This window comes from Dryocola clanedunensis (genome assembly GCF_038405435.1).
Classification (GTDB): domain Bacteria; phylum Pseudomonadota; class Gammaproteobacteria; order Enterobacterales; family Enterobacteriaceae; genus Dryocola; species Dryocola clanedunensis_A.
Genome location: NZ_JBBYHZ010000013.1, coordinates 1 through 21,717 on the forward strand (window position 1 = coordinate 1; position 21,717 = coordinate 21,717).

A 21,717-nucleotide genomic window follows, 5' to 3' on the forward strand; every position below is an offset into this window, starting at 1 on the left:
GCTTTCGTCTGACTGACGGGCCGGTTTGTAAGCCGTTGTGCCGTGTCAGTGGAGGCGCAGTATAGGGATTTTTCGGAAGCTGACAACCCCTATTTTGCAATTTTTTATCAAGCGTCGTTTTTTTGTGCTAAACCGCTGCAAACCGCCAGTTTTTCGAGCGTTGTGAAGCCATAGCGCTGCAGTACAGGCATTAACTGTGCGGTTTCTGGCGTAAACGCCATGCAAAAGGCAATGTTCTCATCCTTTGATAAAGCTTCCGGAGCTTCGTGCTCTAACAGCCATGCTGTACGGCGTGCGATAGCTGCGCCGGAATCAATCAGGCGCGTGCCTTCCGGAAGCACTTCAAGCAGTTCTTCCTGTAATAGAGGGAAGTGAGTGCAGCCCAGCACAACCGTATCCGGCGGCTCCTTCATGCGTAACCACGGACGGAGGATTTTGCGTAGTTCCTCAAGGGATACCGGTTCACCGTGCAGTTTCGCTTCGGCCAGCTCTACAAGCTCAGCCGAACCCAGCATTTCAATTTTGCACTCAGTAGCGAAGCGAGCCACCAGCTCATGGGTATAAGGACGGCGAACCGTGCCTCGCGTAGCAAGCAGACCAACAATGCCATTAGCCGTCATGCGGGCGGCTGGTTTGATGGCTGGAACAACGCCTACAACGGGGAAGGCAAATTTTTCACGGAGAGCAGGAAGGGAAACCGTACTTGCGGTGTTGCACGCAATAATAGCAAGCGCGAGCGGATAGCGTTCCTGAACGGCGGTGACAATGTCGACCACTCGCTCAACGATGAACTCTTCGCTTTTTTCGCCGTAGGGAAACGCTACGTTATCGAAGGCGTAGATGTAATGCAGGTCCGGCAGGAGCTGCCGAACCTCGTTATACACTGAAAGCCCCCCGACACCGGAATCAAAGACCAGTACCGTGGGGCGTGCATCAGAAGGTATAGCTGCCAGTGAGGTAGTATTCCCGTCCTGGGGTTTGATAGCCATAAACCGTCTCGTAATCTTTATCGAACAGGTTGGCGATTCTACCACGAACGGTTAGCTGAGAGGTGACTGGATATGAAGCAGAGACGTCAACTGTGCGGTAGCTCGGCAAAATAGTCTGCGTAGAGCTGTAAGCAGAAGTGTTGTTGTCATAGCGCTTGCCGTAGTACTGCCAGGCCACGTCCATATCGACGTTAAACATCGTCCAGTCGAGCTGGTATTTCGCCTGACGCTTCGCACGTCGCGCTAGCACTTCGTCATTCTGGTCATTACGCGGATCCATATATTGCAGCGTAACTTTATGGGTAAAGATGCCGGTATCAATGCTGCCCGTCCACTCCACACCTTTAATTGTTGCTGAGTCGATGTTGTCGTAAGAGCCGGCATAGGTCACAGGATCGGAATAATAGGTGATCAGATTCTGGATTTCGTAACGGTACGCCGACAGACGCCAGTCCAGAGGGCCGGTCAGACCTTCAAGGCCAGCCTCCCACTGTTTAGACTCTTCAGGTTTAAGGTTCGGGTTGGAGTCAATGCCAAATCGGGTTGAGCCAAACTGCTGACCAAGGGATGGTGCAAGGAATCCGGTTCCGTAAGAAACGGTCGCACGATACCCCTCAACAAACTCCCAGCCCGCTGCGGTTTGCCAGGTGCCGTGCCAGCCAAACTGCTCGTCATGATCTTCACGGCCGGATGCTTCCAGTGTCACATCGCCATACTGCTGCTGGCCGCTCAGGTAAACCCCGGTGTTGTCACGCTTGTAGGTGTCGGAAAGCACGGTGTCAGAAGAGGTAAGGCGCTGCTGCTGCCAGTCCACCCCAGCACTGATCGAGCCGTTGCCAACGACAAAGTTATTGCCCCACTGAAGATTACGCTGAGACATGTTGTCGAGCGTAGTACCGTCGTTATAGCGGCCGTACTCGCTGCTGTAGTTGTAATCCTTCACTTTCTGGTAGCTGGCAATCAGCTGTGAAGAGTAGATCCCGGAGTTAAAGCGCAGGCCAGCGTCGTAGCCCTGGTTATAGAGCTGTTCTTCATTCGCGCTATAAGAGGGAGAGAACGGTGGGCTACCTAAATCGTAGTCGTTGTTATTGGTATAGCTGTGGCCACGGAAGAAACCGTCGAACTCTTCGTTGAATTTATGCTCTACGCTGCCCCAGAACGTTTTATTCCGGGAGCCGTCGCGGTCGTTGTCGCCGCTGTAAGTAGAATTCGGCTGAGCGTTAAAACCTTTCGTGGAGTCGTACGAACCGGCGATGGTCGCCATGGTATTGCCAAAGCGATGACGCAGGGTTCCGTCGTACTGCTGGTAGCCCTTCGACCCCATGCCCGCGGTGATTTGCGATTTCTCTTCGTCGGAGTGGGTGATCACGTTGATGACGCCGCCAATCGCACCGGAGCCATAAACAGCAGAGCGAGGCCCGCGAATATACTCAACGCGCTGGACCAGCGAAATTGGAATTTGGTTGAAGTCGGCAGTATTAGAGATACCGGTGCGCGCAACGGGAACACCGTCAATCAGCACCAGAACGTGGCTTGGATTAGTACCGCGAATGAACATGGAGGACGCCTGCCCCATGCCACCGTACTGCGCGATATCCACGCCCGGCAAACGACGCATTACGTCGTTAAGAGATTTTGCCTGCCACTTGTCGATATCCTGACGGGTAATAATATCCGTCGGCGCAAGCACGGTATTCACCGGCTGCTGGAATCGACTGGCGGTAACCATCAGAGTATCGTCAGAATTGCTGTCTTGCGCCCAGCCAGAAAACGCCGTTACGGATAACGCCGTAAGCAGCGAAACTTTTTTTATCATCATTTATTTAAGCATCCACTTCTAATAAGGATGCCGCAGGCATAACAGATAGCACGCGATAGTTATGCAGATTGCGACGTTAACCGGCAGGTCTTCGGGCTTGGAGGTGTTTTATAGATGAGGACTTCCCACTTATTAATAAGCAGTGTCTGCATTTGCGTTCATCCCACTCTTCCTTACCGCTGCGCGTCAGCCCCAGAATTGCACTGGGTTCCCTTTTAACTCTCAGGAGGCCGGAGAGCGCATGCTACCTGCACCACCGTATAGATGTCCAGACTTCCAGTTATCCCAATGCTGACAAAGAGACTGGACATCCCGGGGCTATTCCCTAAAATCGCCGCGTAGTTTGACTTCATTAACAGGTAGCCGCCATGACACCCGAACATCTCCCGACAGACCAATACGACGCGCAGCTGGCAGAAAAAGTTGCCCGCCTGCAAAGCTTGATGGTGCCTTTTGCCGCACCCGCGCCGGAGGTGTTCCGCTCGCCCGTCAGCCACTACCGTATGCGCGCTGAGTTCCGCATCTGGCATGATGAAGACGATCTCTACCATATTATGTTCGACCAGCAGACCAAACAGCGCATCCGGGTCAACAGCTTCCCGGCGGCAAGCTCGCTGATTAATGAATTGATGCCAGCCATGTTAGACGGCGTGCGGGATATTCCCTCTCTGCGCCACAAGCTTTTCCAGATCGATTACCTGACCACGCTCAGCAACCAGGCCGTGGTATCAATGCTTTATCACCGCAAGCTGGACGATGAATGGCGTACTCATGCCGAAGCGCTGCGTGATTCCCTGCGCGCACGCGGTTTCAACGTTCACCTGATTGGCCGGGCGACAAAGACCAAAATCGAGCTGGATCAGGATTACATCGACGAACGTCTGCCGGTAGCGGGCAAAGAGATGATCTACCGCCAGGTGGAAAACAGCTTCACCCAGCCGAACGCGGCGATGAATATTCAGATGCTGGAGTGGGCGCTGGACGCGACGAAAAACGCCAGCGGCGATCTGCTGGAGCTGTACTGCGGTAACGGTAACTTTTCTCTGGCGCTGGCGCGCAACTTCAACCGCGTGCTGGCTACTGAAATCGCGAAGCCTTCTGTTGCTGCCGCGCAATACAATATCGCAGCCAACGAAATTGAAAACGTGCAGATTATCCGCATGGCCGCGGAAGAGTTTACTCAGGCGATGAACGGCGTGCGTGAGTTCAATCGTTTGAAGGGTATAGATCTGAAGAGCTATCAGTGCGAAACAATTTTTGTCGATCCACCGCGCAGCGGGCTGGATGCCGACACGGTGAAGATGGTGCAGGCTTACCCACAAATTCTTTATATATCCTGCAACCCGCAAACCCTGTGTGAAAACCTGGAAACGCTGAGTGAAACGCATGTTGTTTCACGCCTCGCCCTCTTTGACCAGTTCCCCTATACCCACCATATGGAGTGTGGCGTGTGGCTGACGCGCAAATAGCAAAACGGACGCCTCGGCGTCCGTTTTTATTTGTAGCTGAGCTTACTCAGTCATCTGCGCTTTCCGGGCGCGGATCTTCAGGCCAATCCAGAACAGGAGTGCTACGGAGAGCACGGCTGGCACGAAGTTAGAGCCAATCGCCGGATATTCTGCCCGCACTACTGCGCTATACAGCAGGACGCCGAGGATAAAACAGGCCGCGGCTAAGCCCGGCAGGCCCACGGGCATGGTGCGGTTCTGGTAGCGTTGATGCAGACAGTAAACCGTCAGCACCAGAGCAATAAGCGGGAATATAGTAAACGGCACTACCGAACTAAACAGCGCGGCACAGGTTCCGTTAATCGACAAGCCAGCAACAAATGCCAGCACCAGGGTACCTTTCTCTTGTAACTGTTTCATTACTCGTCCTTCACTCTTCGGCTATTTGCATCAGCGACATTTTCTCTTGTTCCCGGCGATACCAGTAATACGCGCCTTTGGAGATCATGCGCAGCTGTAACACCAGGCGCTCTTCGAGCTGACGCCGCTGGTCGATATCAACGTCCAGCGCCTCGGCACCGGCACTAAATACAATCGTCACCATCGCTTCCGCCTGCGCTTCAGTAAAGCTGCGCGGCATGCGATTTTCGAGTTCTAAATAGTCGGCAAGTTCCGCAATAAAGTGCTGTATTTCCCGCGCCACGGCGGCACGAAAAGCTGCGGAGGTCCCGGAACGCTCACGCAGCAGCAGGCGGAATGCGTTAGGGTTATTGCCGATAAACTCCATGAACGTGGAAACGGAAGTGCGGATCACACTGCCGCCTTTGGCAATTCGTTGTCGGGCCTGGCGCATCAGCTGGCGCAGCATCAGGCCGCTTTCATCTACCATGGTCAGGCCAAGTTCATCCACGTCGCGAAAATGGCGATAAAACGACGTGGGTGCGATCCCTGCCTCGCGGGCAACTTCACGCAGGCTGAGGCTTGCGAAGCTGCGTTCCGCGCTTAACTGACTAAATGCGGCTTCAATCAGAGAACGTCTGGTTCGTTCTTTTTGTTGTGCTCTTACACCCATCACGTTGCCTGATTCCTTCAAACCGAAATGGCACTATACCAGATACTAACGCTACCGCTTTTAAACAGGATTGTGAATGATTGTTTACGCGAGCGACTTCGCGTTACAAATGAAAAAGCACAGGGATAATTGGGTTATACCGCTGATGATGTTACCATCATGTTGCTTTTATGTATAAGAACAGGTAAGCCTTACCATGCCACACACCTACGATTATGATGCAGTAGTAATTGGTTCCGGCCCGGGCGGCGAAGGCGCTGCTATGGGGCTGGTGAAGCTTGGCGCCAGGGTAGCCGTTATCGAGCGCTACCATAACGTCGGCGGCGGTTGCACCCACTGGGGCACCATCCCGTCAAAAGCCCTTCGCCACGCCGTCAGCCGTATTATCGAATTCAACCAAAACCCGTTATACAGCGACCACACCCACCTCCTCCGCTCCTCTTTCGCCGACATTCTTAACCATGCAGACAGCGTGATTAACCAGCAAACCCGCATGCGCCAGAGCTTCTATGAGCGCAACCGCTGCGAGATGCTGCAGGGTGACGCAAGATTTGTGGATGAGCACACCATTGCGCTGGAATGCCACGACGGCTCGGTAGAGATGATTACCGCAGAGAAGTTCGTGATTGCCTGCGGCTCCAGGCCTTATCGCCCGCCGGAGGTGGATTTCACCCATCCACGCGTTTACGACAGCGACTCTATTCTTAATCTGCACCACGAGCCGCGCCACGTCATTATTTATGGCGCAGGGGTCATCGGCTGCGAATACGCGTCGATCTTCCGCGGCATGAATGTGAAAGTAGATTTAATTAACACGCGCGATCGCCTGTTGGCCTTCCTGGATCAGGAAATGTCAGACTCACTTTCTTACCACTTCTGGAACAGCGGCGTTGTTATCCGCCATAACGAAGAGTTTGAAAGTATCGAAGGCGTGGAAGACGGCGTGATTGTTTCGCTGAAATCCGGCAAGAAGGTCAAAGCCGATTGCCTGCTGTATGCCAATGGCCGTACGGGCAACACGGATTCGCTCTCGCTTGAAAATGTTGGTCTGGAAGCAGACAGCCGTGGCCTGCTGAAGGTCAACAGCATGTACCAGACTGCCCTGCCGCATATCTACGCGGTAGGCGATGTGATTGGTTATCCGAGCCTGGCTTCGGCAGCCTACGATCAGGGCCGTATTGCAGCGCAGGCGCTCGTTAAAGGCGAAGCGACGGCGCATCTGATTGAGGATATCCCGACCGGGATTTACACCATTCCTGAAATCAGCTCAGTCGGTAAAACCGAGCAGCAGCTGACCGCCATGAAAGTGCCTTATGAAGTGGGTCGCGCCCAATTTAAACACCTGGCGCGCGCGCAAATCGTGGGTATGAACGTGGGAACGCTGAAAATTCTCTTCCATCGCGAGACGAAAGAGATTCTGGGGATCCACTGTTTCGGGGAGCGCGCGGCGGAAATTATCCACATCGGCCAGGCGATAATGGAGCAGAAAGGTGGCGGTAACACCATCGAGTACTTCGTTAACACCACCTTTAACTACCCGACGATGGCGGAAGCCTATCGGGTAGCGGCGCTTAACGGCTTAAACCGCCTCTTTTAACGCCGAGTCGAAATGGCCGTCCATCTGCGTACGGACGGCCTCTGCCAGCTGCTCATAGCGGCTGCGCAGCGGCGACCCCGGACGATAAACCAGGCCTACCGTACGGCGCGGCTCTGGTTTATAACATGGCAGATAAACCACCCCGTCGCGCTCCCGCTCGTTCGGTACGGCCAGAGCCGGAAGCAGAGTAATCCCGCTGCCCGCAGCGACCATGTTACGTAACGTCTCCAGGCTGGTTGCCCGGAAATGCGTGTCTTCTTCAGCGCCCGCCTCAAAGCAGAAGCCCAGCGCCTGATCGCGCAGGCAGTGCCCGTCTTCCAGCATCAGCAGCTTTTCGCCCGCCAGGTCTGACAGCGGCACGCGGTCGCGGTTCGCCCACGGGTGGTCCTGATAAATCGCCAGCACCATCGGCTCGTCAAACAGCGGCACCTCAATAAAAGCTTCGCTCTCTTTAACCAGCGCCAGAATGGCACAGTCGAGTTTCCCGCTGTCCAGCTGCGCTAACAGCTGATGGGTCTGCGCTTCGTGCAGATACATTTCCAGTTTCGGGAAGGTTTTGTGCAGCATCGGGATGATCTGCGGCAGCAGATAGGGCCCGACGGTTGGGATCAGACCGATATGCAACGGCCCGGACATCGCCTCGCCCTGCTGGCTGGCCATCTCTTTCAGTACTTTGACTTCGCGCAGCACGGTACGTGCCTGATCGACCAGCAGCAGGCCCGCCTGCGTGAATAAAACTTTGCGGCTGGTACGCTCCAGCAGCATGACGCCCAGCTCATCTTCCAGCTTACGGATTTGGCCGCTAAGGGTTGGCTGGCTGACATGGCAGGCATCCGCTGCCCGACGAAAATGGCGATGTTCTGCTAACGCCACCAGGTATTCAAGATCTCGAATATTCATTGTCCATCCTCCGGCGCCATGATAGCCCATGGCGATAGATAGCATAGCAACGAACGATTATCCCTATCAAGCGTGAATATGAATAATACAAACCAACAGCACGAACGGCTTCACTTACCCATGAAGCGAACGTTCGGCTGAGGAGAAACTCTCTGTTCTCTGACCTTGAAAGCCAACGTGAATTTTTAGCGGACGTGATGTCCGCTTTTTTTTGACTGAAGCTGGCAGGAAGGGAGAGATAGAGGGTGGAGAAGCGCAAGCGCCTTCCACCATAACAAGCTTAAACCAGACGCTGTTTCGCATCCGCAATAGCTTGTGCAACCTGAGCTGGCGACACGCCGCCTTTGGCAGCACGTTTATCCAGGCAGGACTGCAGCGAGAGGATTGGGTAGACGTCATCGCCGATGGTCGCGCTGAACTTTTGCAGATCCGTAAGGGAGAGCGCCTCCAGGGCCTTACCCTGACGAATTGCCTCAACCACGGCTTCACCGACAATGTGGTGCGCTTCGCGGAACGGCACGCCTTTGGCGACCAGATAGTCCGCCAGTTCGGTAGCGTTCGCATAACCTTGTTCAGCGGCTTCTTTACAGCGCGGACGCTTCACCTGAATCCCATCCAGTACCAGCACGGACATGTGCAGACAGTCGAGCCAGGTATCCAGCGCGTCGAACAGCCCTTCTTTATCTTCCTGCATGTCTTTGTTGTAGGCCAGCGGTAAACCTTTCAGCGTCATCATCATGCCGGTCAGCGCGCCCTGTACACGACCACACTTGCCGCGAATCAGCTCCAGCGCGTCCGGGTTTTTCTTCTGCGGCATCAGGGAAGAGCCGGAAGTCACGCGGTCGGACAGCTCAACAAAACCAGCTTCACCGGTATTAAAGAAGATCAGGTCTTCTGCAAAGCGGGAGAGGTGAACCATGCCGATAGAGGCATCGGAAAGCAGCTCGAGAACATGGTCACGGTCGGAGACGCTGTCCAGGCTGTTGCGGGTCGCCGAGGCAAAGCCCAACCAGTCGGCCAGCTGTTCACGGTCGATTTCATAAGCGGTACCGGCCAACGCCCCGCAGCCCAGCGGGCTGACGTCCAGACGCTCCAGCGTGCTTTGCAGGCGGCTTTCATCACGCGCCAGCATCTCAACGTACGCCAGACACCAGTGAGCAAAAGTGACCGGCTGTGCGCGCTGCAGATGGGTATAACCCGGCATGACGGCATCCTGGTTATTTTCTGCGGTTTCCACCAGCGCCTGCTGCAGCTGGCGGGTTGCCATCAGCAGTTCGCCGATCTGCATTTTGCACCACAGCTTCAGGTCAGTCGCGACCTGGTCGTTACGGCTACGGCCAGTGTGGAGCTTTTTACCCAGCGCGCCCACCTTGTCGATGAGCTTGCCTTCCACCCAGCTGTGAATATCTTCCGCATCGCTGGCCAGAATGGCCTGCGGATCAGCCTGCACTTCTTCGAGCAGCACGTTCAGCGCCTGCTCAAGCTCAACCTGCTCGGCCTGAGTCAGCACGCCAACGGTGACCAGCGCTTTGGACCAGGCGACAGAGCCAACAATGTCCTGTTCAGCCAGGCGGTAATCAAAGCGCAATGAGTCATTGAACTGTTTGAACCGCTGGTCTGCTGCCTGTGTAAAACGTCCACCCCAAAGTGCCATAGTGATGCTCCATTAAATATTGATGTTCATTTGCCCCTCACCCCAACCCTCTCCCCGGAGGGGCGAGGGAGAAATCCAGGAATGAGGGTAAAAATTACTTCTTCAGCTCGTTCAGCGCACGGATACGTGATGACAGTGAGAACAGACGGATAAAGCCGCCCGCGTGGCTGTGGTCATACACTTCGTCTTCGCCAAACGTTGCAAACTCTTCGCTGTACAGGCTGTTCGGGGATTTCTTCTGCTGCGCGGTAACCTGGCCTTTGTACAGCTCAAGCACCACTTCGCCGTTCACTTCTTCCGCCAGGGACTCCGCGGACGCCTGCAGAGATTTACGCAGCGGCGCGAACCAGCGACCGTCGTAAACAACGTAGGACATTTCCAGGCCCAGCTGCTCACGCCATTTGAAGCTATCGCGATCCAGCACCAGCTGCTCAACGCCACGCAGGGCCGCCATCATGATGGTGCCTCCTGGGGTTTCGTAGCAGCCACGGGACTTGATACCCACCAGACGGTTTTCAACGATATCAATACGACCGATGCCGTGCTTAGAACCAATGGCGTTCAGGGTTTCCAGACATTTGAACGGGCTCATCGTTTCGCCGTTCACCGCAACCACTTTGCCCTGCTTAACGGTAACAGTTACCTGCTCCGCCTGGTCCGGCGCTTCTTTAGGATCGACGGTCCACACCCAGCAATCTTTATTCGGTGCGTTCCACGGGCTTTCCAGCACGCCGCCTTCGGTAGAAATGTGCCAGGCGTTCTCGTCACGGCTGTAAATTTTTTCCAGCGATGCGGTAGTCGGAATATCACGCTCTTTCAGGTAATCCAGCAGCGCTTCACGGGAACGCAGGTTCCACTCACGCCATGGCGCAACGACTTTCAGGTGCGGAGCCAGGGCAGCCCAGGTCGATTCGAAACGCACCTGGTCGTTACCTTTACCGGTCGCGCCGTGGCACAGCGCATCCGCGCCCACTTTATTCGCCACATCCACCAGCGCCTTAGCAATCAGCGGACGGGCCATAGAGGTGCCCAGCAGATAGCTGCCTTCATACAGCGCGCCAGTTTGCAGCACCGGGTAAACATAGTCGCTGATGAACTCTTCACGTGCATCCACTACGTAGCATTCCGTTGCGCCTGAGCGCAGTGCTTTTTGCTCAACGCCTTTCAGATCGTCACGATCCTGGCCGATATCCACCACGCAGGCGACCACTTCGCAGCCGCCGTAGTTTTCTTTCAGCCATGGAATGATCGCTGAGGTGTCGAGGCCGCCGGAGTAGGCGAGAACAATTTTTTTGATGCCGTGATTTTGCATTGTCTTATCCTTCAAATTCAAAATGATGCGCTAACTAGGCCAGAATCCGGGTGCCAATGGCGACGCCGTTAAACAAAGAGGGGAGCTGATCCGCATGGCGCCATGAGGCGATATCCACGGGGCGACCCAGCGTGCGTGCTGCATCCAGCGCCGCGTTAACTTTTACTATCATGCCGTCGGTAATGATGCCCTGAGCGATCAGCTGCTCCGCCTTCGCCGCCGTCATTTCGGCGATGCGCTGTCCTTTGCCGTCCAGAATGCCGCTGACGTCAGAGAGCAGTATCAGGTCCGCTCCCAGCGTTGCCGCCAGCGCGGTCGCCGCCTGATCGGCGTTTACGTTCATCAGTTCACCTTCGGCGGTCACGCCAATTGAACTGACAATCGGCAGGAAGCCGCCGTCCAGCAGGGCGTTAATCAGCTTAGCTGAGCCAGGCTTCGCCAGACCGACGTGGCCCAATTCATCATCCAGCTTAGTGACGGTCACGCTGTCGCCGTCACCCAGGCAAAGGCCTACGCCGTTAATAGCGTGTTTCTTCGCCCACGCCAGCAAGGTTTTATTAGCTGTTCCCGCCAGCGCACCGGTAATGATGTCGATCTGATCGGCAGGCGTCACACGCAGGCCGTTTTTCTTGGTCACCGGCAGGGCGAGCTTTTTCATTAGCTCATCCACCAGGCAGCCGCCGCCGTGAACAATAACCAGCGGGCGCTCGTGGGACTGACGATAGTTGACCAGCGCGGTAAACAGACGCTCCAGCGCCTCTTCGCTATCCAGCAGTACGCCACCTAATTTGATAATTAACGGATTCATCGTGTCACCCGGCTGTCGATTAAATAAGAGACTGCGTTTCGGCGAAGCCAAAACGAATATTCAGGCACTGTACGGCCTGGGCCGACGCACCTTTAAGAAGATTATCTTCCGTCGCCACGACGATCAGATGCTCATCCTGCACCGCAAAACCAATATCGCAGAACGGCAGGCCCACTACGTTTTTCAGCGCGGGGACACCTTTGTCATACAGGCGCACCATCGGCTTGTCTTTATAAGCCTGCTGGAAGACCTCGCCCACCTGCTGTGCGGTCACACCTTTATTGAGACGACAGGTTATCGTCGCCAGAATACCGCGTGGGAAATTGCCCAGATGAGGGGTGAAAATGACCTGCGTGCCGAGATGCGTTGCTATTTCCGGCTGATGGCGATGGTTGAAGATGCCGTAGGGTTGCAGGCTGACTTCGCAGAAGCTGTTGGAAATCGCCGCTTTGCGCCCTGCTCCACTGACGCCGCTGGTGGCGTTGATCACCGGCCATTGGTTCAGATCCAGCAGGCCCGCGTCAATCAGCGGCTTGAGCGCCAGCTGGGAGGCGGTCGGATAGCATCCCGGCACGGAAATTAAATTACTCTCTTTAAGCTTATCGCTCTGCCATTCGGCAAGGCCATAAACCGCCTGTTCAAGGAGATCGGGATGCTGATGGGTGAAGCCGTAATAACGCTGATAAAACTCCGCATCATTCACGCGAAACGCGCCAGATAAATCGATGACCACGCAGCCCGCAGCTAAACACTGAGGAACCAAATCGTGGCTGACCTCATGGGCCGTTGCCAGGAACACCACATCGACGCCGTCGGTAAATTCGCTGATATCCGACATAGCCTGTAACGGCATGTCGACTATGCCTTTGAGCTGCGGATGCAGATCGGAGAGCAACTTTCCTGCGTCATTACTTTGCGCTGAAACCGTCAAAGCGGTTATGTTCATATGAGGATGACGATTCAAATAGGTTACAAGCTCTGCGCCTGCATAACCGCTAGCACCAACAATCAGCGTATTCAACATCTGGGCTATTCACCTTCTTGGTCGTGATTACTATAAATGACGAGAATTCGTGGTTTCATTACGGCGTGCATTATTGTATTTTTATTCAATATTAATGCATGATTATGTATACTATTCCAAGCTAAGGCCTGTCAACAGTGAAGATGAAATTACCTCCTTTTATCGAGATTTACCGCGCGTTGATCGCGACCCCGTCCATCAGCGCCACCGACAGCGCGCTGGATCAGAGCAATGAGTCTTTAATCAATTTGCTGGCGGGCTGGTTCCGCGATTTAGGCTTTAACGTCGAAGTGCAGCCGGTCCCAGGAACGCGCAATAAATTCAATATGTTGGCCAGCACGGGTGCCGGAGCTGGCGGTTTGCTGCTGGCAGGCCATACGGATACCGTGCCGTTCGACGATGGCCGCTGGACCCGCGATCCCTTCACGCTAACCGAGCACGAAAATAAACTCTACGGCCTCGGGACCGCCGACATGAAAGGCTTCTTCGCTTTCATTCTTGACGCGCTGCGCGATGTCGATGTGTCAGTGCTTAAAAAACCACTTTATATTCTGGCGACCGCCGACGAAGAAACCACAATGGCGGGTGCGCGGTACTTCTCCGAAACCACCAGCCTGCGTCCGGATTGCGCGATCATCGGCGAACCGACGTCTTTGCAGCCCGTTCGTGCGCACAAAGGGCACATCTCTAACGCCATCCGCATTCTTGGTCAGTCCGGCCATTCAAGCGATCCGGCCCGCGGCGTGAACGCAATCGAGCTGATGCACGATGCCATCGGCCATATCATGTCGCTAAAAAACACCCTGAAAGATCGCTATCACCACGATGCCTTCACCGTGCCGTACCCTACCCTGAACCTCGGCCATATCAGCGGCGGTGATGCGGCTAACCGTATCTGCGCCTGCTGCGAGCTGCATATGGATATCCGCCCGCTGCCTGGGCTGACGTTAAGCGATCTCAACGGCCTGCTAAATGAAGCGCTGGAGCCGGTGAGCCAACGCTGGCCCGGTCGTCTGACCGTCTCTGAGCTTCACCCGCCGATTCCGGGCTACGAATGCGCCAAAGACCACCAGCTGGTCAAGGTTGTAGAAGACCTTCTTGGCGCACAAACCGAGGTCGTGAACTACTGCACCGAAGCGCCGTTTATCCAGACGGTTTGCCCGACGCTGGTGCTTGGTCCTGGCTCAATAAACCAGGCTCACCAGCCGGATGAGTACCTCGAAACGAAATTTATCGAGCCAACGCGCAAACTCATTACGCAGGTCGTGCATCATTTTTGCTGGCATTAAAAAATAGCGGAGAAAGAGCGTTTCGCCTCTTTTTCCGCTGGTTTTTTTGCGATTCCTATAAGAATTGCTTATGAGCAAACCTGGTAATTAAATTTCATGAATTTGCGGCATTTACTCGTTTGCTGAAACGATTTCGTAGCAATTGACGAACAGTTTCAGACGTGGCTTTATAAAGACGGTGTTGAACCTTCACGGGTGAAATTTAATTACATAAAGATTGGGTGTCTGGGGTCATAATGAACGAACAGTATTCCGCTTTGCGAAGTAATGTCAGTATGCTCGGCAAGTTGCTCGGCGATACCATCAAAGATGCGTTAGGTGAAAACATCCTTGATCGCGTTGAAACCATCCGTAAGTTGTCAAAATCCTCACGGGCGGGCAACGAAGCCAACCGTCAGGAGTTGCTCACCACGTTACAGAATCTGTCTAACGACGAGCTGCTCCCCGTAGCCCGTGCGTTCAGCCAGTTCCTGAACCTGGCCAACACCGCCGAGCAGTTCCACAGCATTTCCGCCAACGGCGAAGCCGCCAGCAATCCTGAAGTCATCGCCAAAACTATCCAAAAATTAAAAGAACAGCCGGATATCAGCGAGGCGGCCATTCGTGAAGCAGTGGAGTCCCTCTCCCTGGAATTAGTGCTGACCGCACACCCAACCGAAATTACCCGTCGCACCCTGATCCACAAGCTGGTGGAAGTGAATGGCTGCCTGAAACAGCTGGACCACTCCGACATCGCCGATTACGAGCGTAACCAGATTATGCGCCGTCTGCGCCAGCTGGTTGCTCAGGCATGGCATACCGATGAAATCCGTAAGCATCGCCCTTCCCCGGTAGACGAAGCCAAATGGGGCTTTGCAGTCGTTGAAAACAGCCTCTGGGAAGGCGTACCAAATTACCTGCGCGAGCTGAATGAACAGCTCGAAGAGCATCTGGACTATAAGCTGCCGGTTGATTTCGTTCCGGTGCGCTTTACCTCATGGATGGGCGGCGACCGTGACGGCAACCCGAACGTCACCGCCGATATTACCCGCCACGTGCTGTTGCTCAGCCGCTGGAAAGCGACCGACCTGTTCCTGCGCGACATCCAGGTTCTGATTTCCGAACTGTCGATGGTGGAATGCACCCCGGAGCTGAGCGAGCTGGCCGGCCCGGATGCTGCTCAGGAACCGTACCGCTGCATCATGAAAGGCGTTCGTCAGCAGCTGCTGGCAACTCAGGCCTGGCTTGAAGCCCGCCTGAAGGGCCAGCGTCTGCCGAAGCCAGAAGGCCTGCTGACCCAGAACGAACAGCTGTGGGATCCGCTATACGCTTGTTACCAGTCTCTGCAAGCCTGTGGCATGGGCATCATCGCCAACGGCCAGCTGCTGGATACCCTGCGCCGCGTGAAGAGCTTTGGCGTACCGCTGGTGCGTATCGACGTTCGCCAGGAAAGCACTCGCCACACCGAAGCACTGGGCGAAATGACCCGCTATCTGGGCATTGGCGACTATGAAAGCTGGTCGGAGGCAGACAAACAGGCCTTCCTGATCCGTGAGCTGAACTCCAAGCGCCCTCTTCTTCCACGCCAGTGGGAGCCGAGCGAAGATACGCGTGAGGTGCTGGAAACCTGCAAAGTGGTTGCCGAAGCGCCGCGCGGCTCGATCGCCGCTTATGTTATCTCCATGGCCAAAACGCCTTCCGACGTGCTGGCCGTGCACCTGCTCCTGAAAGAAGCAGGCTGCACCTTCGCGCTGCCGGTTGCGCCGCTGTTTGAAACGCTGGATGACCTGAATAACGCCGACGACGTCATGACCCAGCTGCTGAACATCGACTGGTACCGCGGCTTTATTCAGGGCAAGCAGATGGTCATGATTGGCTACTCTGACTCCGCAAAAGACGCAGGCGTGATGGCGGCCTCCTGGGCGCAGTATCAGGCGCAGGATGCGCTGATCAAAACCTGCGAAAAGGCAGGCATCATCCTGACCCTGTTCCACGGACGCGGCGGCTCCATTGGTCGCGGCGGCGCGCCTGCCCACGCGGCGCTGCTTTCTCAGCCTCCAGGCAGCCTGAAGGGCGGCCTGCGCGTGACCGAACAGGGCGAAATGATCCGCTTCAAGTACGGCCTGCCGGAAATCACCATCAGCAGCCTGTCGCTCTATACCAGCGCGATTCTGGAAGCGAACCTGCTGCCGCCGCCGGAGCCGAAGAAAGAGTGGAAAAATATCATGGAGGAGCTGTCCGTCACCTCCTGTGATATGTACCGTGGCTACATCCGCGAAAACAAAGACTTCGTGCCGTATTTCCGCTCCGCAACGCCTGAGCTGGAGCTGGGTAAATTACCGCTCGGCTCACGTCCGGCAAAACGCAAACCAAATGGCGGCGTTGAGTCCCTGCGCGCCATTCCGTGGATTTTCGCCTGGACGCAGAACCGCCTGATGCTGCCTGCCTGGCTGGGTGCCGGTGCCGCGCTGCAAAAAGTTGTCGAGGACGGCAAGCAGGACGAACTGGAAACCATGTGCCGCGACTGGCCGTTCTTCTCTACGCGCCTGGGCATGCTGGAGATGGTGTTCGCCAAAGCCGACCTTTGGCTGGCGGAATACTACGATCAGCGCCTGGTGAAGCCGGAGCTGTGGAAGCTGGGCAAACAGCTGCGCGATCAGCTGGAAGCGGATATCAAAGTGGTGCTGGATATCGCCAACGACTCACACCTGATGGAAGACCTGCCGTGGATCGCCGAGTCCATCATGCTGCGTAACATCTACACTGACCCGCTCAACGTTCTGCAGGCAGAGCTGCTGCACCGTTCACGCCAGCTGGAAGAGAAAGGCGAAGAGCCAAACCCGCAGGTCGAGCAGGCGCTAATGGTCACCATCGCAGGGGTTGCCGCCGGGATGCGTAACACTGGCTAACCTGAAAACGTTCGTTCTCAAACCCCGCATACGCGGGGTTTTTTGTTTTTGCTGAGACGTAAAATGCAAAACCCCGCTGCGTGGCGGGGTTTATTCTGACAGGCAAATAATATTACAGACCGGGGCGTACACCCAGCGTATGGCAAATCGCGTAGCTCATCTCGGCGCGGTTCAGCGTATAGAAGTGGAAGTCCTTCACGCCTTCGCGGCTTAAAATCTTCACCATGTCCATGGCGATATTTGCGCCGACCATTTTGCGGGTTTCCGCGTCGTCATCCAGCCCTTCGAACATTTTCGCCATCCAGTGCGGCACGCGCACGTTGGTCATGGTGGCGAACTTGTGGGCCTGCTTATAGTTACTGACCGGCAGGATGCCCGGTACGATTTCAACGTCGATGCCCGTCGCCACGCAGCGGTCGCGGAAGCGAAGGTAGCTTTCCACGTCGAAGAAGAACTGGGTGATAGCGCGGTTTGCACCCGCATCAATTTTACGCTTCAGGTTGATAAGGTCGGCCTGCGCGCTCTTCGCTTCAGGATGAACTTCCGGGTAAGCGGCGACGGAGATGTCAAAATCGCCCACGTCCTTCAGCAGGGTGACCAGATCTGAAGCATACATATCCGGCTTGCCGCCGCCCGGGGGTAAATCACCACGCAGGGCAACGATGTGGCGGATACCGTTGTTCCAGTAATCCTGGGCGATGGTGCGCAATTCGTCGCGTGATGCATCGATACAGGTCAGGTGCGGCGCGGCTTCCAGACCGGTGCGATCTTTAATGCCTTTGATAATGCTGTGCGTACGGTCGCGCTCGCCGGAGTTGGCGCCGTAGGTCACGGAGACAAATTTCGGCTTCAGGCTGCTGAGCCTGTCGATGGAGCTCCACAGGGTCTGTTCCATTTCACTGGTGCGCGGCGGGAAAAACTCGAAGGAAACGTTAATTTGCCCGGCAACTTCGGCCAGACTCTGATTCAGTGCTTCCCGCTGGTTGGCGTGAAAAAAGCTCATACCCTTACCTCATCAATCGCATTTTATTATGTGGTGTTGTGTTTTACTGCTGTCCAGACGTTTAGACGTCCAGATAGCAAGATGAAGGAAAAGGCGAAGGCCGTCAACTGAAAAATCACTACAGGATCTGAGGAATTCTCACGGAAGGTGAATTTTGTTCATGATGCGGGAAAGCGGGGATGTTGAGCGGTGGATGACGCTGGCGTTTATCCACCCTACGACTTGAGAAGCCTTTGTAGGGCGAATAAGCCTGCGTCATCCGCCGAGGGGCTACAGCAGCTGCGCCAGGCGGTTAAGATCGGACTGGATAGCACCAGCGGTGACATCGCGTCCTGCGCCCGGCCCACGGATCACCAGCGGGTTATCGCGGTACCAGCGGCTTTCGATGGCAAAGACGTTGTCGCACGGCAGCAGAGCGGCCAGAGGATGTTCAGGGCGAACGGCCTCCACGCCAACGCGTGCTTTACCGTTCGCATCAAAGCGCGCCACATAGCGCAGCACCAGCCCCATCTCCTGGGCGGCTTCCAGGCGTTGGACCATCTGGTCATTCAGCGCCTCGCCGTTCTCAAAGAAGTGATCGACCGACCCTTCTTCACAGCCGTTTGGCACGAGAGACTCTACCCGCACCTGGTCAGGCTCGATGTCGTAGCCCGCTTCACGGGCAAGAATCACCAGCTTGCGCATTACGTCTTTACCGGACAGATCAACACGCGGATCCGGCTCCGTCAGCCCCTGCTGCCAGGCCTGATCCACCAGCTCGGTAAACGGCACGGTGCCGTCAAATTGCAGGAAGAGCCAGGAGAGCGTGCCGGAGAAGATACCGCTGATGGCCAGAATCGCATCGCCGCTGTCACGCAGGTCGCGCACCGTGTGGTTTACCGGCAAGCCAGCGCCGACGGTGGCATTGTACAGCCAGTGGCGACCTGTCTTTTCAAACGCGTCGCGGATCTGGCGGTACTTCTGTCCGTTACCGGCACCGGCCAGCTTATTGGCGCTGATAACGTGGAAACCGTGGCTTGCGAAGTCGAGATACTGATCGGCCAGCTGTTCGCTGGCGGTGACGTCCAGCACCACTAAATCGTCGTACGGGTGGGCGCGCATCCACAGGAAGAGGGACTCTTCATCCTGCTCTACCGCTTCGTCATTGAAAAACGCCAGCGCGCGGCTCGCATCCAGCCCTTCGTAGTTCAGCAGGCTGCGGCGGCTGTCCACCACGCCCGCCAGCACAAATTCAAAGCCGGTGCGGGCAGAGAGCGTTTCCTGCTCGCGGGCAAACAGTTCCAGCCAGCGGGAGCCAATATTCCCCTTGCCGAACAGCACCAGCCCGATGCGTTTTTCTGCGCGGAACAGCGACTTGTGCAGGCCCTGAATCAGGTTCTCCGTCGGGCCACCGCGCAGCACGGCCACAATGCTGATGCCATCTTCGGACTGCCAGATATATTCCACCGGCTGGTCTTTCAGCTGCTGCCAGAAGCGATGGCTGTGCAACGGGTTACGACAAACGCCCGCGCCAACCATCGCCACCAGCGCCAGCCCTTCACGCAGGCGTAACTCGCCCGGCAGACCAGCGGCCTGAAGCTGCTCCAGCGCGCTGTTAACCACTTCGGAGGTGTAGCAAAGCTGCAGCAGATTACGGTCGGGATGCACGCCAACGGACAGCGGGCGGATCTGAATACGCTTGAGAAGGGTATCCAACTCTTTTTGTGCCAGCTTAAAATCCTGGCCCGCAGAGATCTGGAACTCGATCAGGCAGACGTCGTCATGGCTGGTGACGATGCGCGCGCCCGTACCGGATGCCAGCACGCGTTCAATGCGTGTCGAACCTTGTTCCGGGGAGTAGCTGCAGCGCAGCTGTAGATCGATATCGCTGCCGGACACGGGCTGTAATGTACGAGCGTGCAGTACCGGAGCCGCAAGACGGGCCAGCTCGCTGGCTTCGTCCAGACGCAGCAGCGGCAGCAGGCAGGCATCTTTCACTTTACGTGGGTCGGCGCTGTATACCCCGGCCACGTCGCTCCAGATGGTCACACGGGAAACGCCCGCCAGCGCGCCGATTTGGGTTGCCGAGTAGTCTGAGCCGTTACGGCCTAACAGCACGGTTTCGCCCGCGTCGTTGCGGCAGATAAAGCCGGTAACGACCAAGCGCTTATGGGGATGCTGCGCCATCAATTCTTGCAGCAGCGGCCAGGAGAGCCCTTCGTTAACCTGAGGCTGGGCCGAACGCTCGGCGCGCATGAATTCGCGCGCATCAAGCCAGGCGGCCTCTATACCCTGTAGATTCAGCACCGCAGACATCAGGCGTGCAGACCAGATTTCGCCGTGGCCAACCACTTCGGCATACACCGCATCGGTGATTTTGCCGTCCAGCAGACCGGCCAGCCGTTCCAGATCGTGAATAAACTCGCCGATCAGACCGTCTGCCACCTCGGGCGGCAGCAGGCCGCTGATTAGCTCGCTCTGATAGCGGCGCAGCGCCTGCTGAACCTGGTGTGCAGATAGCCGGTCGCTCTGGCTCAGCTTTAGCCAGCTGATTAGCTGGTTGGTGGTGCTGCCAGCGGCAGAGACCACCATCAGGTCGCCAGGCCTGGAATATTCGGTCATGATACCCGCCACACGCAGGTAACACTTCACATCTGCAAGACTACTGCCGCCAAACTTGTGCAGTTGACGAACCGGCGTCCCTGCTGGTGCTGAAACACTCATGCTTACCCCTCTCTTGCCACCCGGAAGGCATTTTCCAGGTCGGCAATTAAATCATCGCCATCTTCAATACCGGTAGAGATACGCAGCAGCGTTTCGGAAATGCCAGCCGCGGCTCGCGCTTCCGGCGCCATGCCCGCATGGGTCATGGTTGCCGCGTGGGAAATCAGGCTTTCAACGCCACCCAGCGATTCCGCAAGGGTGAAGAGCGACAGCCCGCTCAGGAAACGGCGCAGGGTCTGCTCGTCTCCGTCAAATTCAAAACTCAGCATCGCGCCAAACCCTTTCTGCTGGCGGGCCGCGATCTCGTGCCCCTGGTTTTCCGGCAGCGATGGATGATACAGCTTTTTCACCAGCGGCTGCGTCTTCAGGTACTCAACGATGGCCTGGGCGTTGCGCTGGGCAACTTCCATACGCGGTGACAGCGTGCGCAGACCACGCAGCAGCAGATAGCTGTCAAACGCGCTGCCGGTCACGCCGATGTTATTCGCCCACCAGGCAAGCTCGGTGACCAGCTCAGGATCTTTCGCTATCACTACGCCAGCCACCACATCAGAGTGGCCGTTCAGGTATTTGGTGCAGGAGTGCAGAACCAGATCCGCCCCCAGCGCCAGCGGATTTTGCAGGGCCGGGCTCAGGAAGGTGTTATCCACTACGCTTATCGCCCCGGCTTCACGCGCCGCGGCACATATTTTCGCAATATCTACCACGCGTAACAATGGGTTGCTCGGGCTTTCTACCAGTACCAGCTTCGGTTTTTCGGCAAGCGCCGCGTTCAGGGCTGCTTCGTCCCCCTGATCGACAAATAAAACGCGGTATGCGCCGCGTTTTGCCAGGCTGTCAAACAGGCGATAGCTGCCGCCGTAGCAGTCATGCGGCGCCACCAGCAGATCGCCAGGCTTCAGGAAGACCGTTGTCACCAGGTGAATGGCAGACATGCCGGTGTTGGTCATCACGGCACCTGCCCCGCCTTCAAGTTCAGCCAGCGCGCGCTGGACTACGTCACGCGTCGGGTTACCGCGTCGCGAATAGTCATGGGCACGAGGTTCATTAAAGCCGGTGAAGTTATAGGTGCTGGAGAGGTGGATGGGTGGAACAACACAGCCGTATTGCTCGTCATCATTTAAACCGCTGCGTACTGCGATGGTTGCCTGTTTGCGCGTCATTGTCTGCCCGATCCTTGCTGGTGGAATAAAGGTCAGGCATCAGAGTAA

General features: G+C 56.1%; 16 protein-coding genes and 1 riboswitch. Of the genes, 4 read left to right on the forward strand and 12 right to left on the reverse strand.

The features are described from left to right. Nucleotides 1–107: 107 nt before the first annotated feature. Both murI and btuB read right to left on the reverse strand, forming a co-directional pair. Nucleotides 108–989, reverse strand: a complete 882-nt coding sequence (gene murI / locus AAE045_RS20180) for a glutamate racemase (RefSeq protein ID WP_455549234.1) — start codon at nt 987–989, stop codon at nt 108–110. Beyond that, nucleotides 934–2,805 (reverse strand): TonB-dependent vitamin B12 receptor BtuB, encoded by a 1,872-nt coding sequence (gene btuB, locus AAE045_RS20185; protein WP_455549319.1) that lies wholly within the window; start codon nt 2,803–2,805, stop codon nt 934–936. Before btuB ends, murI begins: the two co-directional genes overlap by 56 nt. Before the next feature lie 68 nt (nt 2,806–2,873). After that, a riboswitch (cobalamin riboswitch) is annotated at nt 2,874–3,058 on the reverse strand. Nucleotides 3,059–3,176: 118 nt separating this feature from the next. Between btuB and trmA the strand changes: the two genes are divergently transcribed. Then, a complete protein-coding gene (trmA, locus tag AAE045_RS20190; RefSeq protein ID WP_455549235.1) occupies nt 3,177–4,277 on the forward strand; it encodes a tRNA (uridine(54)-C5)-methyltransferase TrmA in 1,101 nt (366 codons plus the stop codon). A 42-nt stretch (nt 4,278–4,319) separates the two neighbouring features. Here trmA and AAE045_RS20195 read toward each other — a convergent pair whose 3' ends face one another. Together AAE045_RS20195 and fabR are read right to left on the reverse strand one after the other, a co-directional pair. After that, nucleotides 4,320–4,676 (reverse strand): YijD family membrane protein, encoded by a 357-nt coding sequence (locus tag AAE045_RS20195; RefSeq protein WP_455549236.1) that lies wholly within the window; start codon nt 4,674–4,676, stop codon nt 4,320–4,322. A 10-nt stretch (nt 4,677–4,686) separates the two neighbouring features. Then, on the reverse strand, nt 4,687–5,328 hold the full coding sequence (fabR, locus tag AAE045_RS20200) for an HTH-type transcriptional repressor FabR (RefSeq protein WP_455549320.1): 642 nt from the start codon (nt 5,326–5,328) through the stop codon (nt 4,687–4,689). 196 nt (nt 5,329–5,524) lie between these two features. Between fabR and sthA the strand changes: the two genes are divergently transcribed. After that, nucleotides 5,525–6,925 (forward strand): Si-specific NAD(P)(+) transhydrogenase, encoded by a 1,401-nt coding sequence (gene sthA / locus AAE045_RS20205; RefSeq protein ID WP_455549237.1) that lies wholly within the window; start codon nt 5,525–5,527, stop codon nt 6,923–6,925. Here sthA and oxyR read toward each other — a convergent pair. The 5 genes from oxyR to argC all read right to left on the reverse strand — a co-directional run bounded on the left by oxyR (nt 6,908) and on the right by argC (nt 12,623). Beyond that, complete coding sequence (gene oxyR, locus AAE045_RS20210; RefSeq protein ID WP_202307913.1) at nt 6,908–7,825, reverse strand: DNA-binding transcriptional regulator OxyR; 918 nt, start codon at nt 7,823–7,825, stop codon at nt 6,908–6,910. The genes sthA and oxyR overlap by 18 nt on opposite strands. Nucleotides 7,826–8,105: 280 nt before the next feature. After that, nucleotides 8,106–9,479 (reverse strand): argininosuccinate lyase, encoded by a 1,374-nt coding sequence (gene argH, locus AAE045_RS20215; RefSeq protein WP_455549238.1) that lies wholly within the window; start codon nt 9,477–9,479, stop codon nt 8,106–8,108. Between the two features lie 94 nt (nt 9,480–9,573). Next, nucleotides 9,574–10,791: an argininosuccinate synthase gene (locus AAE045_RS20220; protein ID WP_271129746.1), complete on the reverse strand. Its 1,218-nt coding sequence runs from the start codon at nt 10,789–10,791 to the stop codon at nt 9,574–9,576. A gap of 34 nt (nt 10,792–10,825) precedes the next feature. Next, a complete protein-coding gene (gene argB, locus AAE045_RS20225) occupies nt 10,826–11,599 on the reverse strand; it encodes an acetylglutamate kinase (RefSeq protein WP_455549239.1) in 774 nt (257 codons plus the stop codon). A gap of 19 nt (nt 11,600–11,618) precedes the next feature. Continuing rightward, on the reverse strand, nt 11,619–12,623 hold the full coding sequence (gene argC / locus AAE045_RS20230; RefSeq protein WP_202307928.1) for an N-acetyl-gamma-glutamyl-phosphate reductase: 1,005 nt from the start codon (nt 12,621–12,623) through the stop codon (nt 11,619–11,621). A 137-nt stretch (nt 12,624–12,760) separates the two neighbouring features. Here argC and argE point away from each other — a divergent pair, with 137 nt between their 5' ends. Continuing rightward, nucleotides 12,761–13,912 (forward strand): acetylornithine deacetylase, encoded by a 1,152-nt coding sequence (argE, locus tag AAE045_RS20235; protein WP_455549240.1) that lies wholly within the window; start codon nt 12,761–12,763, stop codon nt 13,910–13,912. A 236-nt stretch (nt 13,913–14,148) separates the two neighbouring features. Next, entirely contained in the window at nt 14,149–16,800 is a 2,652-nt protein-coding gene (gene ppc, locus AAE045_RS20240) for a phosphoenolpyruvate carboxylase (RefSeq protein WP_455549241.1), read from the forward strand. A 112-nt stretch (nt 16,801–16,912) separates the two neighbouring features. Here the strand turns inward: ppc and metF are convergent, their stop codons facing one another. From metF to metB, 3 genes are all read right to left on the reverse strand, one after another. Further along, nucleotides 16,913–17,803: a methylenetetrahydrofolate reductase gene (gene metF, locus AAE045_RS20245; protein ID WP_455426233.1), complete on the reverse strand. Its 891-nt coding sequence runs from the start codon at nt 17,801–17,803 to the stop codon at nt 16,913–16,915. Nucleotides 17,804–18,073: 270 nt separating this feature from the next. Beyond that, nucleotides 18,074–20,506 (reverse strand): bifunctional aspartate kinase/homoserine dehydrogenase II, encoded by a 2,433-nt coding sequence (locus AAE045_RS20250; RefSeq protein WP_455549242.1) that lies wholly within the window; start codon nt 20,504–20,506, stop codon nt 18,074–18,076. Between the two features lie 2 nt (nt 20,507–20,508). Continuing rightward, nucleotides 20,509–21,669 (reverse strand): cystathionine gamma-synthase, encoded by a 1,161-nt coding sequence (gene metB, locus AAE045_RS20255; RefSeq protein WP_202305699.1) that lies wholly within the window; start codon nt 21,667–21,669, stop codon nt 20,509–20,511. Nucleotides 21,670–21,717: the final 48 nt, after the last annotated feature.